Here is a 17123-nt window from a genome sequence, read left to right on the forward strand (position 1 = left end):
CTAACGGGAAAAGCCGGCTCGCAGGTCTCTGCGGGCCGGCTTTTTCGTGTCCTACGCCGCGTCATTCCCGACGGCGCGGGGACGCCGGAGGATGCGCAGTGATCGCTACGCCGCGAGGTCGATATCCTCGCCCGCTGCCGCCGCGAGCAATCGCCGTTCCAGCGTCTTCAATCGCGCAGGCTGGGTGATCCGGTCGCCCGTCAGGTCGGTGATGTAGAACGTATCGACCGCGCGCTCGCCATAGGTGGCGACATGCGCGGAGTGGATCGTCACCTTCGACTGGAACAGCGCGTTGGCGAGCTGGTTGAGCAGCGCGGGCCGGTCGCGCGCGTTGACCTCGACCACGGTGAAGCGGTTCGACGCCTTGTTGTCGACGAGCGCGTTGGGAACGATGTCGAACGCTTCTGCGCGCGTGCGGGGCAGGGGTTTGGCGACCAGCCGGTCGGCCAGCTTGCCGCGGTTGGCCAGCGCATCCTCGATCGCGGTCTTCAGCCGCGACAGCTGGCCCGATTCATCGAACGGCCGCCCGAACGGATCCTGGACGAGGAAGTTGTCGACCGCCATCCCGTCGCGCGTCGTGTGGATGCGCGCATCGATGATGTTGCCCCCCGCGACGTGGATCGCTCCGGCGATACGGTAGAACAGCCCGGGATGATCCGCCGCGTAGATCGTCACCAGCGTCGCGCCGCGCCCCGGATAGACATGCGCGTCGATCGCGAGCTGCGCATCGAACGTCGTCGCGAGAAAGCGCGCATTGTGCGCGAGCACGTCCTCGGGCTCGGCGATCCAATAGGCTTCGGGCAAGCGGTGGACGAGCGTCGCAAACGACTCCGCGTCCCAGCCGAGCGCGTCGCGCAGATGGTCCTGCTTGGCGGCGATCCGTTCGGCGCGCCCCTTCTGCTTGTGGCCCAGCCGGAGGACCTCTTCCGCGGCTTCGTACAGATCGCCGAGCAGCTGGCGTTTCCAGCCGTTCCACACGCCCGGACCAACCGCGCGGATATCGACGATCGTCAGCGTGAGCAGCAGCCGCAGCCGCTCCGGGCTCTGCACCACGTCGCAGAAATCGAGGATCGTCTTGAAGTCGCTGAGGTCGCGCTTGAACGCGGTCGCGGACATCAGCAGGTGCCAGCGGACCAGCCAGGCGACCGTTTCGGTTTCCGCTGGCGTCAGCCCGAAGCGCGGGCACAGCCGCTGTGCGACCTCGGCGCCCAGGATCGAATGATCGCCGCCACGGCCCTTGGCGATGTCGTGCAGCAGCACCGCGACGTACAGCGCGCGCCGCGACACGATCTGTTCGAAGATCGCGCTGGCGAGCGGATGATCTTCCTTCAGCACGCCGTTCTCGATCCGCGCGAGCAGGCCGATCGCGCGGATGGTGTGCTCGTCGACGGTGTAGTGATGGTACATGTCGAACTGCATCTGCGCGACGACGCGCGCGAAATCGGGCACGAACCGGCCGAACACTCCCGCCTCGTTCATCCAGCGCAGCACGAGTTCGGGATCGCGCGGGGACGTCAGCACGTCGAGGAACAGCGCGTTGGCGGTCGGACTGTTGCGGACGTCGTCGACCAGCTTTGCGTCGCGCGCGGCGGCGCGCATCGCGAGCGGGTGGATCTCGACGCCGTGCTTGTCGGCGAGCTGGAAGATCTCGATCAGGCGTTCGGGATCGGCCTGGAAAAAGTCGTCACTCGGCAGTGCGAGCCGGCCGCGATCGAGCACGAAGCCGTTGAGCTTGCGCGGGGAGCGGCGGATAGTCGGCAGGCCGAAGCGCCGTCCGCGCGCGGCGAACTTCTCGTCGAGATGGGCGAGGAAGACGCCGCTGAGCGTGCCGACGGTCTTGGCCTGCAGGAAATAGAACTGCATGAACCGCTCGACCTTCGACTTGCCCGGGCGATCGGAGAACCGCATCCGGTCGGCGATCTCGCGTTGCAGGTCGAAGGTGAGGCGATCCTCGGCGCGGCCGGTGATGCTGTGCAGATGACAGCGCACCGCCTGGAAGAAGTTGTCGGCGCGGTGGAACAGGCGATATTCGGCCTTGGTGAACAGCCCGACCTCGACCAGTTCGGCGGCGCGCTGGACGTCGTAGATATATTTGCCGATCCAGAACAGCGCGTGGAGATCGCGCAGCCCGCCCTTGCCCTCCTTGACGTTGGGTTCGACGACGTAGCGCGTGTCGCCCATCTTGCGGTGGCGCGCATCGCGTTCGGCGAGCTTGTCGGCGATGAAGGTGCGTGCGGTGTCGGCCTGGACCTCGGTCTTGAAACGGTGCGAGGCCTGTTCGTACAGCTCGGTGTCGCCGCAGACGAAGCGCGCCTCGAGCAATGCGGTGCGCACGGTGACGTCGGCCTTGGCCTGGCGCACCATCTCGTCGAGCGAGCGGCTGGACTGGCCGAGCTTCAGCCCGAGATCCCACAGCGCGTACAGCATCGATTCGATCACGCGCTCGGCCCAGGGCGTCTGCTTGCCGGGCGTCAGGAAGCCGATATCGACGTCCGAATGCGGCGCCATCTCGGCCCGGCCATAGCCGCCGACCGCGATCAGCGTGAGCCGCTCGCCGGCGGTGGGGTTGGGGAGCGGGTAGAGTCGATGCGTGGTGAAATCGAACAGGATGCGCAGCAGCTGGTCGATCAGATAGGCCTGCGCGCTCGACGCTTCGAGCCCGCGCGACGGATGTTCGACGAGGCGGCGCTCGACCTCGATCCGGCCTTTCTCGAGCGCCGCCTTCAGCAACATGGTCGCGTCGCGGCGCAGCGCGGTGGGATCGACGCCCTCCAGCGCTGCGATGGTTTCGGCGACGGCGCGGCGATCGATGATCGTGCGACGGTTGGGGAGGTGATCGAAGCGGCCGGACATTGCGCCCAGATAGGGTGCGCAGTGCCATGCGTCATCAGGATTGCGCAAACTGCCCGCGAAACGTAACCGGACGCGCGAGTGGAGGACGAAAATGAGCGAACCATTGCGTGTGGCCCTTGCCGGGCTCGGGACCGTCGGCGGCGGTGTCATCCGATTGCTGGATGCGAACCGCGAATTGATTGCGCGACGGGCCGGGCGCGAGATCGAGATCGTCGCGGTCTCCGCGCGCGACCGCGGCAAGGATCGCGGCGTCGATCTGTCGCGGTTCGCTTGGGTCGACGACACGACCGCGCTGGCGAAGCAGCCGGGCGCCGAAGTGGTGGTCGAGCTGATCGGCGGGTCGGACGGCCCGGCGCTGACGCTGGCGCGCAGCACGCTGGCTGCGGGACGCCATTTCGTCACCGCGAACAAGGCGATGATCGCGCATCACGGGCTCGAGCTGGCGCAGGCGGCCGAAGCCGCGGGGGTCGCGTTGAAGTTCGAGGCGGCGGTCGCGGGCGGCATCCCGGTCATCAAGGGCCTGCGCGAAGGCGCCGCGGCGAACGAGATCGCGCGCGTCTACGGCATCCTCAACGGCACCTGCAATTTCATCCTATCGAAGATGGAATCGGAAGGCCGCGATTTCGCCGAGGTGCTCGCCGAAGCGCAGGCGCTTGGGTTTGCCGAATCCGATCCGAGCTTCGACATCGATGGCGTCGATGCAGCGCACAAGCTGTCGATCCTGGCGGCGGTCGCGTTCGGGACGCAGCCGGCGTTCGACGACGTCGCGATCAGCGGCATCCGGCACCTGCTGGGCGCCGACATCGCCGAGGCGGCGGCGCTCGGCTACCGCGTGCGGCTGCTGGGGCTGGCGGAAGCGGGGACGGACGGCTTGTTCCAGCGCGTCCATCCGCATCTCGTGCCGATCGATCATCCGCTCGCGAACGTCACCGGATCGCTCAATGCCGTGGTGGCCGAGGGCAACTTCGTCGGCCGGCTGCTGTTCCAGGGCGCTGGCGCAGGCGATGGCCCGACGGCGAGCGCGGTGGTCGCCGACCTGATCGACATCGCGCGCGGCGAGTTCGGGCCTCCGTTCGCGATGCCGGTCGCCTCGCTGTCGGCCGCGCCCAAGGCGGACAGCGGCGAGCGGCGGGGACGCGCCTATCTTCGCTTCACCGTGGCGGACCGCGTCGGCGTGCTCGCGGAGATCGCGGCGGCGATGCGCGATGCAGGCGTGTCGATCGAGAGCCTGATCCAGCGCGGGGCGATTTCGGATGGCAGCGTGCTGGTGGCGATCGTCACGCACGAAAGCCCCGAACGTTCGATCGCGCAGGCGCTGGAGAAGTTGCGCGGGTCGCAGAGCCTCGTCGGGCAGCCGATGTGGATGCATATCCTGGATTGAACGGGGCAGGCGGCTACCTTCATGGCCTCCACCCCGGCGAAGGCCGGGGCCCAATTGGGGGACGGTACTAACGAAGGGCACGCGTCGTTACCGCGTCCACACCAATTAGGCCCCGGCCTTCGCCGGGGTGGAGGACAGTAACGCAACCTCCCGCTTGTTCTCCCGCGAAGGCGGGAGCCCAGTCTGGGTCCCCGCCTTCGCGGGGAAACATGGAAGGACGAACTTACCTAACCGGCTCGTCCAGCACGATCGGAACTCGGTTCGCCTTGTCCGGCTTCTTCCGGAATGTCCGCCCGACGTCGCGGAGCAGCGCCATCGGATCCTTCCCTTCGCCATTCTCGCAACAGCTGTGCGGATCGATCAGCGCGCCGATGCCCCGGATCAGCACCACCGGGACGGTCAGCAGGTCGACCCCGGTGCAGCCACCCGGCGGGCAGACGGGGCCGGCATTGTCGAGCGCCGCGCGCGGATCGCCGGTGGGCTGGCGCGGGCGATCCTGTGGCAGGCGTTCGTCGGGGAGCGGGAGGCGTGGCGCGGGGGTACCGTTGGTCCCGCAGACGACGACCTCGGACGGGCTCGAACCGGGGCAGGCGGGCGGGGTGAGGATCGACCAGCTTTGCGGCGGCGGGGCGACTATCGGGGTGGCGGATGCGGTCGCGGATTGCAGCATCAGTGTCATTAGGATCATCGCAAGCGCCTCACCCTAGTTGACGGTGCCGACCGGGCCATCGAGGTCGATCGGTACGCGGCCCCTTTTGTCCGGCTTTTTCGCGAGTGCGCTCTTGATCAGCCCGACCGCCGCCTTCGCGATCGGGGCGATCGGCGGTCCGAAGCCGACCTGGCATCCCCATTGGGTGGCCGCACAGGGCGTGTTCTCCAGTTGCAGCGCGCGGACCGCGCTCAGTTCGGGATTGGAGGCGACCGGGTGGTCGGGCGGCCCGCGATCGTCTCGCATCGGCAAGCGCGGGGTGGTGGTCGCCGACGTGCCGCAGACGACGACCTCGTTGCCGTCCTGCGTCTGCGTGGCGCACGGGTCGACCAGGATCGAGAAGCGCTCGGGGACGGGCGGCGGCACAGGGGCGGGGCTTGTTGCGGCCAGCTGGAGCAGCGCGAACAGGATGGGTGCGAGAATGATCGGAATCCTTAGGGCGCAGGCTTGCGGAACGAAGTGCTGCCTCCGCCCCCGACGGTCATGGTGACGCCTGCCATGCCGCCGCCGACCTGGAACGGGCTCAGATCGGCAAGCGGCGTGGTACGGTGAAGCAGGCGGGTGCGTTCGTCGCGGAGACTCTCATGCGCCGGATCGCCGGGATCATGGACGATGAAGGGAACGCGGAACCGGTCGGCAGTCCGTAACCCGCAGACCGTAATATCGGTAGCGTCAGCGCTCGGGGTACACGTCTGCTCGGCAGCCATCCGAGCCTTCGCGACGGCCATCAGCGGGTCCTCGATCATCATCGACAACAGCATCGCGAGCATGAGCGCCTCCCGGACAGGCGCGCAGACTGGGCGCGTTCGTCGGCGGGGGCAAGAGTCATTCCCCGATCGTGGCGACGCCCAGCCGTGGGATCTCGATCGCGGGGCAGCGGTCCATCACCACCTGCAGGCCGGCCGCCTCGGCACGCGCCGCCGCGTCCTCGTTGATCACCCCGAGCTGCATCCACACGGCTTTCGCGCCAGCCGCGATCGCCTGATCGACCGCGTCGCCGGCCGCAGCCGAATTGCGGAAGATGTCGACGATGTCGATCGGGTCACCGAGTTGCGAGAGGTCGCGGAACACGAACTCGCCATGGACATGCTCGCCGGTGATCTGCGGATTGACCGGGATCACGCGGTACCCATGCGCCTGGAGCTTGGCCATCACGCCGTAAGACGAGCGATCGGGGCGATCGGAGGCGCCGATCATCGCGATCGTCCGCGCACTCTCGAGCAGAGCCTTGATGTCGGCATCGGCGGTCAACGGCATCGATGCCTCCTATCGGGGGAAACCTGGTCCGCTCGTACCGCAACTCTACGCGTCGGGTACGACCGGTAATGAGACAACGTCGATCAGCCCCGCGGGTTTCACAGTTTTCCGAGCCATGCGACGACCTGAGCCGCAATCGGCATGAAAATGCGATCATCAGGATCCGCCGCGGGCGGCGTACCCGCATCGGAGGCGGTGCGGATCCCGATTTTCAAAGGCACGCGGCCGAGGAACGGGATGCCCAGTTCGCGCGCCGCCGCCTCCGCGCCGCCATTGCCGAACGGGTCCGACGCCTCGCCGCAATGCGGACAGACATAGCCCGCCATGTTCTCGACAAGCCCGATGATCGGAATCCCTGCCTTCTCGAACAGGTCGATCGCCCGGCGCGCGTCGATCAGCGCGAGGTCCTGCGGTGTGGAGACGATCACCGCGCCCGCGGGCCGGTATTTCTGGACCATCGTCAGCTGCACGTCGCCGGTGCCGGGTGGCAGATCGAGCACTAGCGTGTCGGTCGCGCCCCAATCCGCCTCGACCAGCTGGCCGAGCGCGCCTGCCGCCATTGGTCCGCGCCATGCGATCGCCTTGCCCGGCTCGACGAGCTGCCCCATCGACAGCAACGGTACGCCGTACGGCGTCGGGACCGGATCGAGCACCTTGTCCTTGGCGGTCGGCCGCGTGCCCTCGACGTTCATCAGGCGCGGCTGCGACGGCCCGTAGATATCGGCATCGACCAGGCCGACGCGGCGCCCGGCGCGCGACATCGCGATAGCGAGATTGGCGGCCAGCGTCGACTTGCCGACGCCACCCTTGCCGCTGGCGACCGCGATCAGCCTGCGCGTCGAGCGTTCGGCAGTGACGGCGATCCGCACCTCGGTGACGCCGGGCTGAGTGGCCGCCATGCGGACGGTCGCTTCCAGCGCATCGCGTTCCTGCGGGTCGAGCCCGGTCGCATCGATGATGATGCCCGCACGCGTCCCTTCGAGCCGGACGGTCGCCCGCTTGCCCGCCACTGCGGCAACTGCCGCCTTTACCGCTTCTAGATCGATCATCGGGGCCAGATAGGGCCGCCGGGGCCGCTTGGCACTGTTTTTCCGCCGCCGCCTACCTATAAAGGTTAGCATGACGATCTTCTCGCGCTGGTTCCAGCGCCCCGATATCCTTGCCACCGAAACTCCGAAAGGCCCCTGGGGCGGCTCGGGTGACGACGGCAAGACTGGCGGCAACGGCCCGCGCAATCCATGGGCGCTCCCCCCCGGCGGACGCAAACCCGCCGCCAAGCCCACTGCGCTCGACGAATTCCTGCGCAAGGCGCGGGGCTCGGGCGGCGGCGGTGGCGGCAATGGCGGTTTCGGCGGCATGCCGTCGGGCGCCAATGCCCGTGCGCTCTGGGCAATCGGCGTTGCGATCATCGCGGTCGTCTGGATCCTGTTCACCTCGGTGCACCAGATCGGCCCGCAGCAGCGTGGCGTCGTCACCTATTTCGGCAAATATGCCGGCACGCTCGACCCGGGCGTCCGCCTGACGATGCCCGCGCCGATCGCCGACGTGACGGTGGTCGACGTCCAGAAGATCCGCACCGACAATTTCCCCGTCGGCGACGGCGAGAATCTGACGCTGACCGGCGACCAGAACATCATCGACCTCGCCTATTCGGTCCGCTGGGACATCGCTGATCCGCGCGATTACGTGTTCCAGCTCGCCGAGCCGAACGACACCGTCCGCGCGGCCGCCGAGAGCGCGATGCGCGCAGTGGTCGCGACCACTACGCTCGACCAGGCGATCGGCACGGGGCGCACGGTCATCGAACAGCGCGTTGCCGAGCTGACTCAGCAGATCCTCAACGACTACAAGTCGGGAGTCCGCATCCAGGGCGTCGCGATCAAGCAGGCCGCCGCGCCCGCGCGGATCGTCGAGGACTTCAACGCCGTCACCGCCGCGCAGCAGGAGGCGATCGCCAACCTCAACCAGTCGCGCTCCTATGCGCAGCAGGTCGTGGCGCGCGCGCAGGGCGAGGCCGCGTCGTTCGACAAGGTGTACGAGCAGTATAAGCTCGCGCCCGAAGTGACTCGCCGCCGCATGTATTACGAGACGATGGAGGCGGTGCTCGCCAAGAGCGACAAGACGATCGTCGAGACGCCGGGCGGGGTGGTGCCGTACCTGCCGTTGTCGAACGCCAAGCGCCTGCCGAACCCAGAGGCTGTCCAGGCGACGCCCGCGACGGCTGCCCCCCAGTCCGGAGCTGCCCAGTGAACGCCGTGAGTTTCCGCAACCCGATCGTGGCCGGCATCGTTGCGCTGCTGTTGGTCATCCTCGCCGCATCGACCTTCGCGATCGTCCCCGAGACCAAGCAGGCGGTGATCCTGCGGTTCGGCCAGCCGATCCGCACGGTGAACGCTTGGCAGCCCAATACGCCGTTCGGCCAGACCGGCGCGGGTCTGATCGCGCGCATTCCGTTCGTCGATCGGATCGTCTGGATCGACAAGCGCGTCCAGGATCTCGAACTCGACAACACGCTCGTGCTGTCGACCGACCAGCTGCGGCTCGAGGTCGATGCCTATGCGCGCTACCGGATCGTCGATCCGCGCAAGATGCGTAACGCGGTGGGCAGCGAGGACCGGATCCCCGATCAGCTGCGCCCGATCCTCGGATCGGCGCTGCGCAACGAGCTCGGCAAGCGGCGCTTCGTCGAACTGCTCAGCCCCGAGCGCTCCGAGCTGATGGACAACATCCAGAAGGGCCTGCAGCGCGTCGCGAGCCAGTACGGCGTCGAGATCGTCGACGTCCGCATCAAGCAGGCGAACCTGCCCGTCGGCCTGCCGCTCGAAAGCGCGCTCAAGCGCATGTCGAGCGCGCGCCAGCAGGAGGCGATCACGATCCGCGCCGAAGGCCAGAAGCAGGCGCAGATCGTGCGCGCGCAGGCCGACGCGGATTCGGCGAAGATCTATGCCGAGAGCTTCGGCAAGGACGCCGACTTCTACGATTTCTACCGCGCGATGCAGTCGTACCGGCACACGTTCGGCGCGGATGGCGGGGCGGCACCCGAAGGATCGACCTCGATCATTCTTTCGCCGAACAACAGCTATCTGAGGGAATTCGAGGGCCGCGGGCGTTAAGCCTGCGGAACCTTCGAACGCCGTTCATATTCAAGCATCATTCAGGACGGCCCGCCTAACGGCGATCTGTTTCGATTGATGAAACGAGAGGACAACATCTAGTGCGTTACGCCTACGCCATTACCAGTGCTCTTCTCCTCGGCGGCGCGACCGCCACGCTCGCGCTTCAGCCAAGCGGTGCGCAGGTCGCGCAGAACGAGCCGGGCGCGATCCAGGCCGTCTCCCCCAAGCCCGGCGCGCCGATGAGCTTTGCCGATATGGTCGCGCGGCTCCAGCCCGCTGTGGTCAACATCTCGACCAAGCAAACGATCGTCCAGAAGCAGCAGGCCAATCCGTTCGCGGGCACGCCGTTCGGCGACCTGTTCGGCGGCATGGGCGGTGGTGGCCAGGGCGGCGCGCCGGTCAAGCGCGAGGGCGCCTCGCTCGGCTCGGGCTTCCTGATCTCGCCCGACGGCTATGTCGTCACGAACAACCACGTGATCTCGCCGGGCGCGCAGGGCGCGACGGTCGATTCGATCACCGTGACGCTCAGCGACAAGAAGGAATATGTCGCAAAGGTTGTCGGCAAGGATCAGGAATCGGATCTCGCGCTGCTCAAGATCGACGCGGCCAACCTGCCGTTCGTGAAGTTCGGCGATTCGAACGGTGCGCGCGTCGGCGACTGGGTCGTCGCGATCGGCGAGCCGTTCGGCCTGGGCGGCACCGTCACCGCGGGCATCGTCTCGGCGATCAACCGCGTCACCGGTCAGGGCGGTGCGTATGACCGCTTCATCCAGACCGATGCGTCGATCAACCAGGGCAACTCCGGCGGCCCGATGTTCGATCTGAACGGCAACGTGATCGGCGTGAACTCGCAGATCTTCAGCCAGTCGGGCGGCAATATCGGTATCGGCTTCGCGATCCCCGCAGCCGTTGCCAAGCCGATCATCGCCACCTTCATGAAGGGCGGCACGATCGAGCGCGGCTATATTGGCGTCCAGCTTCAGCCGGGCGGCACGATCAACGAGGATACCGCAGCCGCACTCGGCATCGCCAAGAACCAGGGCGAGCTGATCAACGACGTGACCGCAGGTGGCCCCGCGGCGAAGGCCGGCGTCCGCGCAGGCGACGTCGTGACCAAGGTCAACGGCCAGGTCGTCACGGTCGACCAGTCGCTGTCCTACCTCGTCTCCAACGTGAAGCCGGGCCAGACCGCGCGTCTCGACATCCTGCGCAACGGCAAGCCTGTCGTCGCCAACGTGGTCGTCGTGCCGCGTCCGAGCGCGGACAAGCTGGCAGCGACGCTGGGCGGCGACGCACAGGGCTTCGGCACCGACGATGGCGATGACGGCGATGATGCCACCACCGCCGCACCGACGGCGGGCGCTGTGCTCGGGATCGGCGTACAGCCGCTCACCCCGGCGATCGCGCAGGCGGTCGGCGTCGAGGCGAGCACGCAGGGCGTCGTCATCGCCGTCGTTGCGCAGACCAGCGACGCCTTTGGCAAGCTGAAGCGCGGCGACGTCATCATGTCGGTCAACGGCTCGCCGGTTCGCACCGCGGCCGACCTCCAGAACGCGGTCAACACCGCGAAGACCGCGGGTCGCCCGCAGGTCTTGCTGCAGGTAAAGCGTGGACGCAGCCCGGCACAGTTCCTGCCGGTCAAGATCAAGTAATCCACGACCGACACGACTGACCCGAAAGGACCGTCGCTCACCCGAGCGGCGGTCCTTTTTCTTTGTAGGCTACGGGGATAGGATCGGCGCCGGACAACGAGGACGAGAGCATGAGCGACGGCATCTTCATCGGCGCGAGCGTGGACGGCAAGCCGCAGACGCTGGCGTTGAAGCGCGCGAACCGCCACGGCCTGATCGCGGGCGCGACCGGCACCGGCAAGACGGTGACGCTGCAGGGCATCATCGAGGGGTTCTCGGCAAACGGCGTGCCGTGCTTCGTCGCCGACGTGAAGGGCGACCTGTCGGGCCTCGCGATGGCCGGATCGCCGACCGCCAAGACGCATGCGACGTTCGCCGAGCGCGCCAAGGCGATCGGCGACGACGGCTGGGCCTATGCCGACAATCCGGTGCAGTTCTGGGACCTGTTCGGCGAGCAGGGGCATCCGATCCGCACCACGATCAGCGAGATGGGGCCGCTGCTGCTGTCGCGGCTGATGGATTTGAACGACGTGCAGGAGGGCGTGCTGACGATCGCCTTCCACGTCGCCGACAAGGAGGGGTTGCTGCTGATCGACCTCGACGATCTGCAGGCGATGCTGACCGAATGCGCGGGCCGTGCAGACGAGTTGACGGTCACCTATGGCAACGTGTCGAAGCAGTCGATCGGCGCGATCCAGCGGTCGCTGCTCCAGCTGCGCACCCAGGGCGCGGAGAATTTCTTCGGCGAACCCGCGCTCGAGATGAACGACTTCATCGGCGTCGACGATCGCGGTCGGGGCATCGTCAACATCCTCGCTGCCGACAAGCTGATGGCTTCACCCAAGCTGTACGCGACGTTCCTGCTGTGGCTGATGAGCGAGCTGTTCGAGCATCTCCCCGAGGTCGGCGATCCCGACAAGCCGGTGCTGTGCTTCTTCTTCGACGAGGCGCATCTGCTGTTCGACGACGCGCCCAAGGCGCTGCTCGAGAAGATCGAACAGGTCGTCCGGCTGATCCGGTCGAAGGGGGTGGGCGTGTATTTCATCACGCAGAACCCGATCGACATTCCCGACACCGTCGCTGGCCAGCTCGGCAACCGCGTCCAGCATGCGCTGCGGGCGTTCACGCCGCGCGACCAGGCGGCGGTGCGCGCGGCGGCGGAGACGTTCCGCGCCAATCCGGGCGTCGATGTCGCCACGGTCATCACCGAGCTGAAGGTCGGCGAGGCGCTCGTGTCGCTGCTCCAGCCCGACGGCGCGCCGACCCCGGTCGAGCGTACGCTGATCAAGCCGTCCGCGTCGCGCGTCGGACCGATCACGCCCGCCGAGCGCAAGGTGATGATCGAGACCGATGCGATCGGCGCCAAATACGACACTTTGGTCGATCGCGAATCGGCGGAGGAATTGCTCGCGGCCAAGACCGAGGAGGCGAGCGCCGCGGCCGCCGAGGCGAAGGCTACGACCGAGGCGGAGAAGGCGGCGGCCGCGCAGGCCAAGCTCGATGCAAGGGTGGCGAAGGAGGCGGAGCGTCAGCGCGTCGCGGACCAGCGCGAGGCGGATCGCCAGCAACGTGAAGCAGATCGCGAGGCGGCGAACTCACCCTGGACCAAGATGGCGACGTCCGCGACGCGGGCCGCAAGCTCGTCGATCGGCCGGCAGGTGGCGAACGAGATCGGCAAACAGGTGTTCGGCACGACGTCGCGCCGGCGGTCGTCGAGCGGCGGCCTGGTCGGCACCGTGCTGCGCGGGGTTTTAGGCGGGCTGTTCCGGGGGTAGACTGCAGCGTGACCGGGGGCGGGCTGCCCTCAAAACAATTATACCACCCCGGCGGAGGCCGGGGCCCAATTGGGGAACGGAGGTAACGTCGGGAGGCGCTCCGTCACATCGACCTTCCCAATTGGGCCCCGGCCTTCGCCGGGGTGATGGTCAAGCCGTTCAAGGAGTCAAACCATGTCCCTCGATTTCGAATCCACCACCGACTGGACCAGCATCGGCGAGAACAGCCTCGACGATGCGATCACGCTGCGCCGCGCGATCCATGCCGACCCCGAAGTCGGCCTCCACTGCCCGCGCACCTCGGACAAGGTGAAGGCCGCGCTCGCCGGCCTCCCGCTCGAGATTCGCGAGGGCAATTCGACCACCGGCTTCGTCGCGATCCTGCGCGGCGGACGCGGCGGCACCGCCGGCGGCAACGGCCGCACGGTCCTGCTGCGCGGCGACATGGATGCGCTGCCGATGCAGGAGGAAACCGGGCTCCCCTTCGCCTCGAAGATCGACGGCGCGATGCACGCCTGCGGCCATGATTCGCACACCGCGATGCTGGTCGGCGCGGCGAAGGCCTTGTGCGCACGCCGCGACGAACTGCCCGGCACCGTCGTCTTCATGTTCCAGCCCGGCGAGGAGGGGCATCACGGCGCGCGCCACATGATCGCCGACGGCCTGCTCGATGCGCCGCTGCCCGAGGCGGGGTTCGCGCTGCATATCTCGCCCAACATGCCGATGGGTCATGTCGTCAGCCGCGCGGGGACGCTGATGGCGTCGACCGATACGCTGCGCGCGACGATCACCGGGCGCGGCGGGCATGCGGCGATGCCGCACGATTGCCTCGATCCGCTGCCGATCGCGTGCGAGATCGTCACCGCGCTCCAGACCTATGTCGCGCGGCAGGTGGCGGTCACCGATCCTGCGGTGCTGTCGATCACCAAGCTTAACGCAGGGTCCGCGCACAACGTCATCCCGTCGACCGTCGAGATGCTCGGCACGATGCGCACGCTGTCGGAGCGGACTCGCGAACAGGTCCGCGCGGCGTTCATCCGCATGGTCGAGGGCATCGCAGCGGCCCACGGCGCAGTCGGCACGCCGACGATCGAGGAAGGCTATCCGGTCACCGTCAACGATGAGCGCGCCACCGACCTGATGAAGGCGTGTGCGACCGCGATCGGCGGCGAGGGCGCCTATCAGGTGATGCCGCCAATGATGGGCGCGGAGGACTTCTCGTACGTGCTCCAGAAGCTCCCCGGCGCGATGGCGTTCATCGGCGCCGCGCCCGAGGGGAGCGACCCGCGCACCAACCCGCCGCTCCACAACACCAAGATGACGATCGACGAACGCGTGATGGCGCACGGGATCGCGATGCACTGCGCGGTGGCGGAGCGGTTCCTGACGAACGGCTTCGACTGAGGGCGCGCGCCGCATCCCCCATTCCGCGGCGTCCCCCCACTCCGTCATCCTGACGAAAGTCAGGATTCAGGGTTACGGGCGATGCCGTGCTTGGCTCTGGATCCTGACTTTCGTCAGGATGACGGGGGTAGTGATCGGGTTCTAGGGGCGGTGTCAGTTCAGCGGCCGCGTAGTCCCCGCATAATTCGCGACCGCGGCCGCCGCATTCTGGATCAGCTTCTGCCGCTCCGGCATCGGCCGGATCGTGTCGCCGATCATCACCGCGATCGCGTAGCGACGCCCATCCGGCGCGGTCAGCAGCCCAACATCGTTGAAGCCCGCGTTGCGCCGCCCGAGATCCTGCCCCGTCCCGGTCTTGTGCGCGATCTCCCACCCGCCGGGCAGCGCGGCGCGCAACCGCGCACGACCGGTGACCGACCGGCCCATCGTATCGAGCAGGATCTTGGTCGAGGTCTCGGACAGGAGATCCCCCTTTGCCAGCCGCGCAATGGCATCGGCGATCGCGATCGGCGCAGCGCCATCCGGTGGATTGCGCACATAGGCGTCGAGCGCGGCGGCGCGCACCGCCGGCGACAGCTGGTTGCGCGCGGTCAGGAAGCCGCCATTGACCGCGTAGGATGGCTGCCACACGAGACCCGCGGTCCCGCTCTGCAACAGCCGTTCGCCCGGCCCGAACCGGATCGCGCCGAGCTGCTTGCGCGCGATCATCGACCGCACCGCGGCCGATCCGCCGACGCGCGTGAGAAGCCGGTCGTTCGCGGTATTGTCGCTATGCGTCAGCGCGCGCGTAAGCAGGTCGCCGACCGTCGTGCGATAGCCATCGCCCTTGACCAGCATCGCGATCGGCTGGTGGAACAGCGTCAGGTCCTGCGGGCGGACGACGATCGGCTCGTCGAGGCGGATCTTGCCCTGATCGCGCAGGTCCATGACGGTCAGCGCAACCCATAGCTTGCTGACCGACTGCTGCGGCAGCAACTGGCGCCCGCCCGCCTCGACCGTCCAGCCGTCGTCGACCGCGCGCACCGCGATTCCCGCCTTCCCCTGGAAGCCGCTCTGCAATTCGGAAATCGCGTTGACCAGGCTGGCAGGCGCGGGGCGCGCCGTGCGCGGCAGCGGCGGCGGCACCGGAATCGATACGAATCCCCCGGCCTGATTCACCGGGCTGACCGCAGGCGGGGTGGGCCGCGATGCCGATCCACATCCGGCGAGTGCCACACCGAACAGGGTGGTTGCCAGAAGACGCTTGAACGCACTCGCCGATGTCATGATGGATTGAAGGCCCTGCACTGGAGCATCGATCCTTATCGGTTGCTCGGGCGCGCGAAACAGCGCCTCCGCACCGCTGCGACGAAGCGCGCGGGGGTTGCGCCCAATCGCGCCGCGGTCAGGGAACGAGAACCGTGTCGACCGCATCGGGCAACGTGTCGGGATAATCGAGCGTGAAATGCAGCCCGCGGCTTTCATGCCGGTGCAGCGCGGACCGGACGATCAGCTCGGCGGTCTGGAGCAGGTTGCGCAGTTCGATCAGGTCGGGCGTGACGCGGAAATGCTGATAATATTCGGCCACCTCGTCGTTGAGCAGCTTGATCCGGTGCTGCGCGCGTTCGAGCCGTTTGGTCGTGCGGACGATGCCGACGTAATTCCACATGAACCGACGGATTTCGGTCCAGGTCTGCTTGATCACCACCTCTTCGTCCGAATCTGTAACGCGGCTTTCGTCCCAGGGGCGGATCGGCGGGGGCGGGGGCAGGCTGTCCCACGCGGCGGCGATGCTGTCCGCGGCCGCCTCGCCGAACACGAAGCATTCGAGCAGCGAGTTGGACGCCAGCCTGTTCGCGCCGTGCAGACCCGATTCGGTGCATTCGCCCGCGGCATACAGGCCGGGCAGGTCGGTCTTGCCATGCTCGTCGACGACGATCCCGCCGCACGTGTAATGTTGCGCAGGGACGACGGGGATCGGCTGCGTCGTCATGTCGATGCCGACCGTCAGCAGCTTCTCGTGGATGTTCGGGAAGTGATGGCGGATGAAGTCGGCGGGCATGTGGCTGATGTCGAGATGGACGTAGTCGAGACCATAGCGCTTGATCTCCGCGTCGATCGCGCGCGCGACGATATCGCGGGGGGCAAGTTCCATCCGCGCCGCGTCGTAATAGGTCATGAAGCGCTTGCCCGTCGACGGGTTGATCAACCGCCCCCCTTCGCCGCGAACCGCCTCGGTGATCAGGAAATTCTTGACCTCCAGATTGTAGAGGCAGGTCGGGTGAAATTGCATCATTTCCATGTTTGAGACCCGCGCACCCGCCCGCCATGCCATCGCGATCCCGTCGCCGGTCGCGCCGCGCGGCGCGGTCGAGAACAGATAGGTCCGCCCCGCACCGCCCGTCGCCAGGATCGTCGCGCGCGCGGTGTAAAGGCCAACGCGCTCGGTCTTGCGGTCGACCGCGTACACCCCCCACACATTGCCCGCGCCCGAATAGCGTAGCTCATGCCGCCCGGTTGCCAGGTCGATCGCGATCTGATCGGGGACCAGCGTGATGTTGGGATGCGCCTCGGCCGCGCGTTGCAGCGCCTCCTGCACCGCCCAGCCGGTCGCATCGGCGACATGGACGATCCGGCGATGGCTGTGCCCGCCTTCGCGCGTCAGGTGGAGCGCGTTGCCCTCGGTCTCGAACGGCACGCCGAGACGGCTGAGCCGCTCGATCGCGGCGGGGGCGCCCTCGACGACCATCTCGACGATCGCGCGGTCGTTGAGCCCAGCGCCCGCGACCATCGTGTCCTCGACATGATTCTCGAACGTGTCGCCGGGTTCGAGCACCGCGGCGATCCCGCCCTGCGCCCAGGCGGTCGACCCTTCATTCAGCGCGCCCTTGGCCAGCACCGTCACGGTAAGCCGATCGGCGAGCGTAAGCGCGGCTGTCAGTCCGGCGGCACCCGATCCGACGATGAGGATATCGCTGGTCATGCCGGTCGTGTCGGAAGGCCGCGTATCGTCGCGCG

14 protein-coding genes are annotated in these 17123 nt (G+C 67.6%); 6 read left to right on the plus strand and 8 right to left on the minus strand.

What is annotated here, in order from left to right; all coding sequences use genetic code 11:
- Positions 1-105: 105 nt before the first annotated feature.
- The gene (locus C8J26_RS10685; protein WP_107957905.1) at positions 106-2853 is read right to left on the minus strand and encodes a [protein-PII] uridylyltransferase; all 2748 of its coding nucleotides are present in this window, start codon (positions 2851-2853) and stop codon (positions 106-108) included.
- Between the two features lie 91 nt (positions 2854-2944).
- Here C8J26_RS10685 and C8J26_RS10690 point away from each other — a divergent pair, with 91 nt between their 5' ends.
- Positions 2945-4234 (plus strand): homoserine dehydrogenase, encoded by a 1290-nt coding sequence (locus C8J26_RS10690; protein WP_107958174.1) that lies wholly within the window; start codon positions 2945-2947, stop codon positions 4232-4234.
- Positions 4235-4457: 223 nt separating this feature from the next.
- Here the strand turns inward: C8J26_RS10690 and C8J26_RS10695 are convergent, their stop codons facing one another.
- From C8J26_RS10695 to C8J26_RS10715, 5 genes are all read right to left on the minus strand, one after another.
- The gene (locus C8J26_RS10695) at positions 4458-4922 is read right to left on the minus strand and encodes a hypothetical protein (protein ID WP_146168812.1); all 465 of its coding nucleotides are present in this window, start codon (positions 4920-4922) and stop codon (positions 4458-4460) included.
- A gap of 15 nt (positions 4923-4937) precedes the next feature.
- The gene (locus C8J26_RS10700; RefSeq protein WP_235516900.1) at positions 4938-5309 is read right to left on the minus strand and encodes a hypothetical protein; all 372 of its coding nucleotides are present in this window, start codon (positions 5307-5309) and stop codon (positions 4938-4940) included.
- A 68-nt stretch (positions 5310-5377) separates the two neighbouring features.
- The gene (locus tag C8J26_RS10705; protein WP_199860984.1) at positions 5378-5713 is read right to left on the minus strand and encodes a hypothetical protein; all 336 of its coding nucleotides are present in this window, start codon (positions 5711-5713) and stop codon (positions 5378-5380) included.
- A 55-nt stretch (positions 5714-5768) separates the two neighbouring features.
- A complete protein-coding gene (locus tag C8J26_RS10710) occupies positions 5769-6200 on the minus strand; it encodes a CoA-binding protein (protein WP_107957911.1) in 432 nt (143 codons plus the stop codon).
- A 98-nt stretch (positions 6201-6298) separates the two neighbouring features.
- Positions 6299-7249 (minus strand): Mrp/NBP35 family ATP-binding protein, encoded by a 951-nt coding sequence (locus C8J26_RS10715; RefSeq protein WP_056416726.1) that lies wholly within the window; start codon positions 7247-7249, stop codon positions 6299-6301.
- A gap of 70 nt (positions 7250-7319) precedes the next feature.
- On the opposite strand from C8J26_RS10715, the gene hflK reads away from it, so the two are divergent.
- The 5 genes from hflK (at position 7320) to C8J26_RS10740 (ending at position 14126) form a co-directional block, all read left to right on the plus strand.
- Positions 7320-8450 (plus strand): protease modulator HflK, encoded by a 1131-nt coding sequence (hflK, locus tag C8J26_RS10720; protein ID WP_107957913.1) that lies wholly within the window; start codon positions 7320-7322, stop codon positions 8448-8450.
- Entirely contained in the window at positions 8447-9313 is an 867-nt protein-coding gene (hflC, locus tag C8J26_RS10725; RefSeq protein WP_235516902.1) for a protease modulator HflC, read from the plus strand. Before hflK ends, hflC begins: the two co-directional genes overlap by 4 nt.
- Before the next feature lie 101 nt (positions 9314-9414).
- Positions 9415-10968 carry a Do family serine endopeptidase gene (locus C8J26_RS10730; protein ID WP_107957915.1) on the plus strand — a complete coding sequence of 518 codons (1554 nt, stop codon included), beginning with the start codon at positions 9415-9417 and terminating at the stop codon, positions 10966-10968.
- 110 nt (positions 10969-11078) lie between these two features.
- Positions 11079-12722, plus strand: coding sequence for a helicase HerA-like domain-containing protein (locus C8J26_RS10735; RefSeq protein ID WP_107957917.1), 1644 nt, complete (start codon positions 11079-11081; stop codon positions 12720-12722).
- A gap of 174 nt (positions 12723-12896) precedes the next feature.
- Positions 12897-14126, plus strand: coding sequence for a M20 metallopeptidase family protein (locus C8J26_RS10740; RefSeq protein WP_107957919.1), 1230 nt, complete (start codon positions 12897-12899; stop codon positions 14124-14126).
- Positions 14127-14279: 153 nt separating this feature from the next.
- On the opposite strand, the gene C8J26_RS10745 is transcribed toward C8J26_RS10740, so the two are convergent.
- Positions 14280-15392, minus strand: a complete 1113-nt coding sequence (locus C8J26_RS10745; RefSeq protein WP_107958176.1) for a serine hydrolase — start codon at positions 15390-15392, stop codon at positions 14280-14282.
- Between the two features lie 118 nt (positions 15393-15510).
- On the minus strand, positions 15511-17088 hold the full coding sequence (nadB, locus tag C8J26_RS10750) for an L-aspartate oxidase (protein ID WP_107958178.1): 1578 nt from the start codon (positions 17086-17088) through the stop codon (positions 15511-15513).
- Between the last annotated feature and the right edge of the window lie 35 nt (positions 17089-17123).

Source organism: Sphingomonas aurantiaca (assembly GCF_003050705.1).
GTDB lineage: Bacteria > Pseudomonadota > Alphaproteobacteria > Sphingomonadales > Sphingomonadaceae > Sphingomonas > Sphingomonas aurantiaca.

Bases quoted from the DNA above. Each gene is read 5' to 3' on its own strand.
- C8J26_RS10685 (WP_107957905.1), bottom strand. From the start codon at position 2,853: ATGTCCGGCCGCTTCGATCACCTCCCCAACCGTCGCACGATCATCGAT.
- C8J26_RS10690 (WP_107958174.1), top strand. From the start codon at position 2,945: ATGAGCGAACCATTGCGTGTGGCCCTTGCCGGGCTCGGGACCGTCGGC.
- C8J26_RS10695 (WP_146168812.1), bottom strand. From the start codon at position 4,922: ATGATCCTAATGACACTGATGCTGCAATCCGCGACCGCATCCGCCACC.
- C8J26_RS10705 (WP_199860984.1), bottom strand. From the start codon at position 5,713: ATGCTCGCGATGCTGTTGTCGATGATGATCGAGGACCCGCTGATGGCC.
- C8J26_RS10710 (WP_107957911.1), bottom strand. From the start codon at position 6,200: ATGCCGTTGACCGCCGATGCCGACATCAAGGCTCTGCTCGAGAGTGCG.
- C8J26_RS10715 (WP_056416726.1), bottom strand. From the start codon at position 7,249: ATGATCGATCTAGAAGCGGTAAAGGCGGCAGTTGCCGCAGTGGCGGGC.
- hflK (WP_107957913.1), top strand. From the start codon at position 7,320: ATGACGATCTTCTCGCGCTGGTTCCAGCGCCCCGATATCCTTGCCACC.
- C8J26_RS10735 (WP_107957917.1), top strand. From the start codon at position 11,079: ATGAGCGACGGCATCTTCATCGGCGCGAGCGTGGACGGCAAGCCGCAG.
- C8J26_RS10740 (WP_107957919.1), top strand. From the start codon at position 12,897: ATGTCCCTCGATTTCGAATCCACCACCGACTGGACCAGCATCGGCGAG.
- C8J26_RS10745 (WP_107958176.1), bottom strand. From the start codon at position 15,392: ATGACATCGGCGAGTGCGTTCAAGCGTCTTCTGGCAACCACCCTGTTC.
- nadB (WP_107958178.1), bottom strand. From the start codon at position 17,088: ATGACCAGCGATATCCTCATCGTCGGATCGGGTGCCGCCGGACTGACA.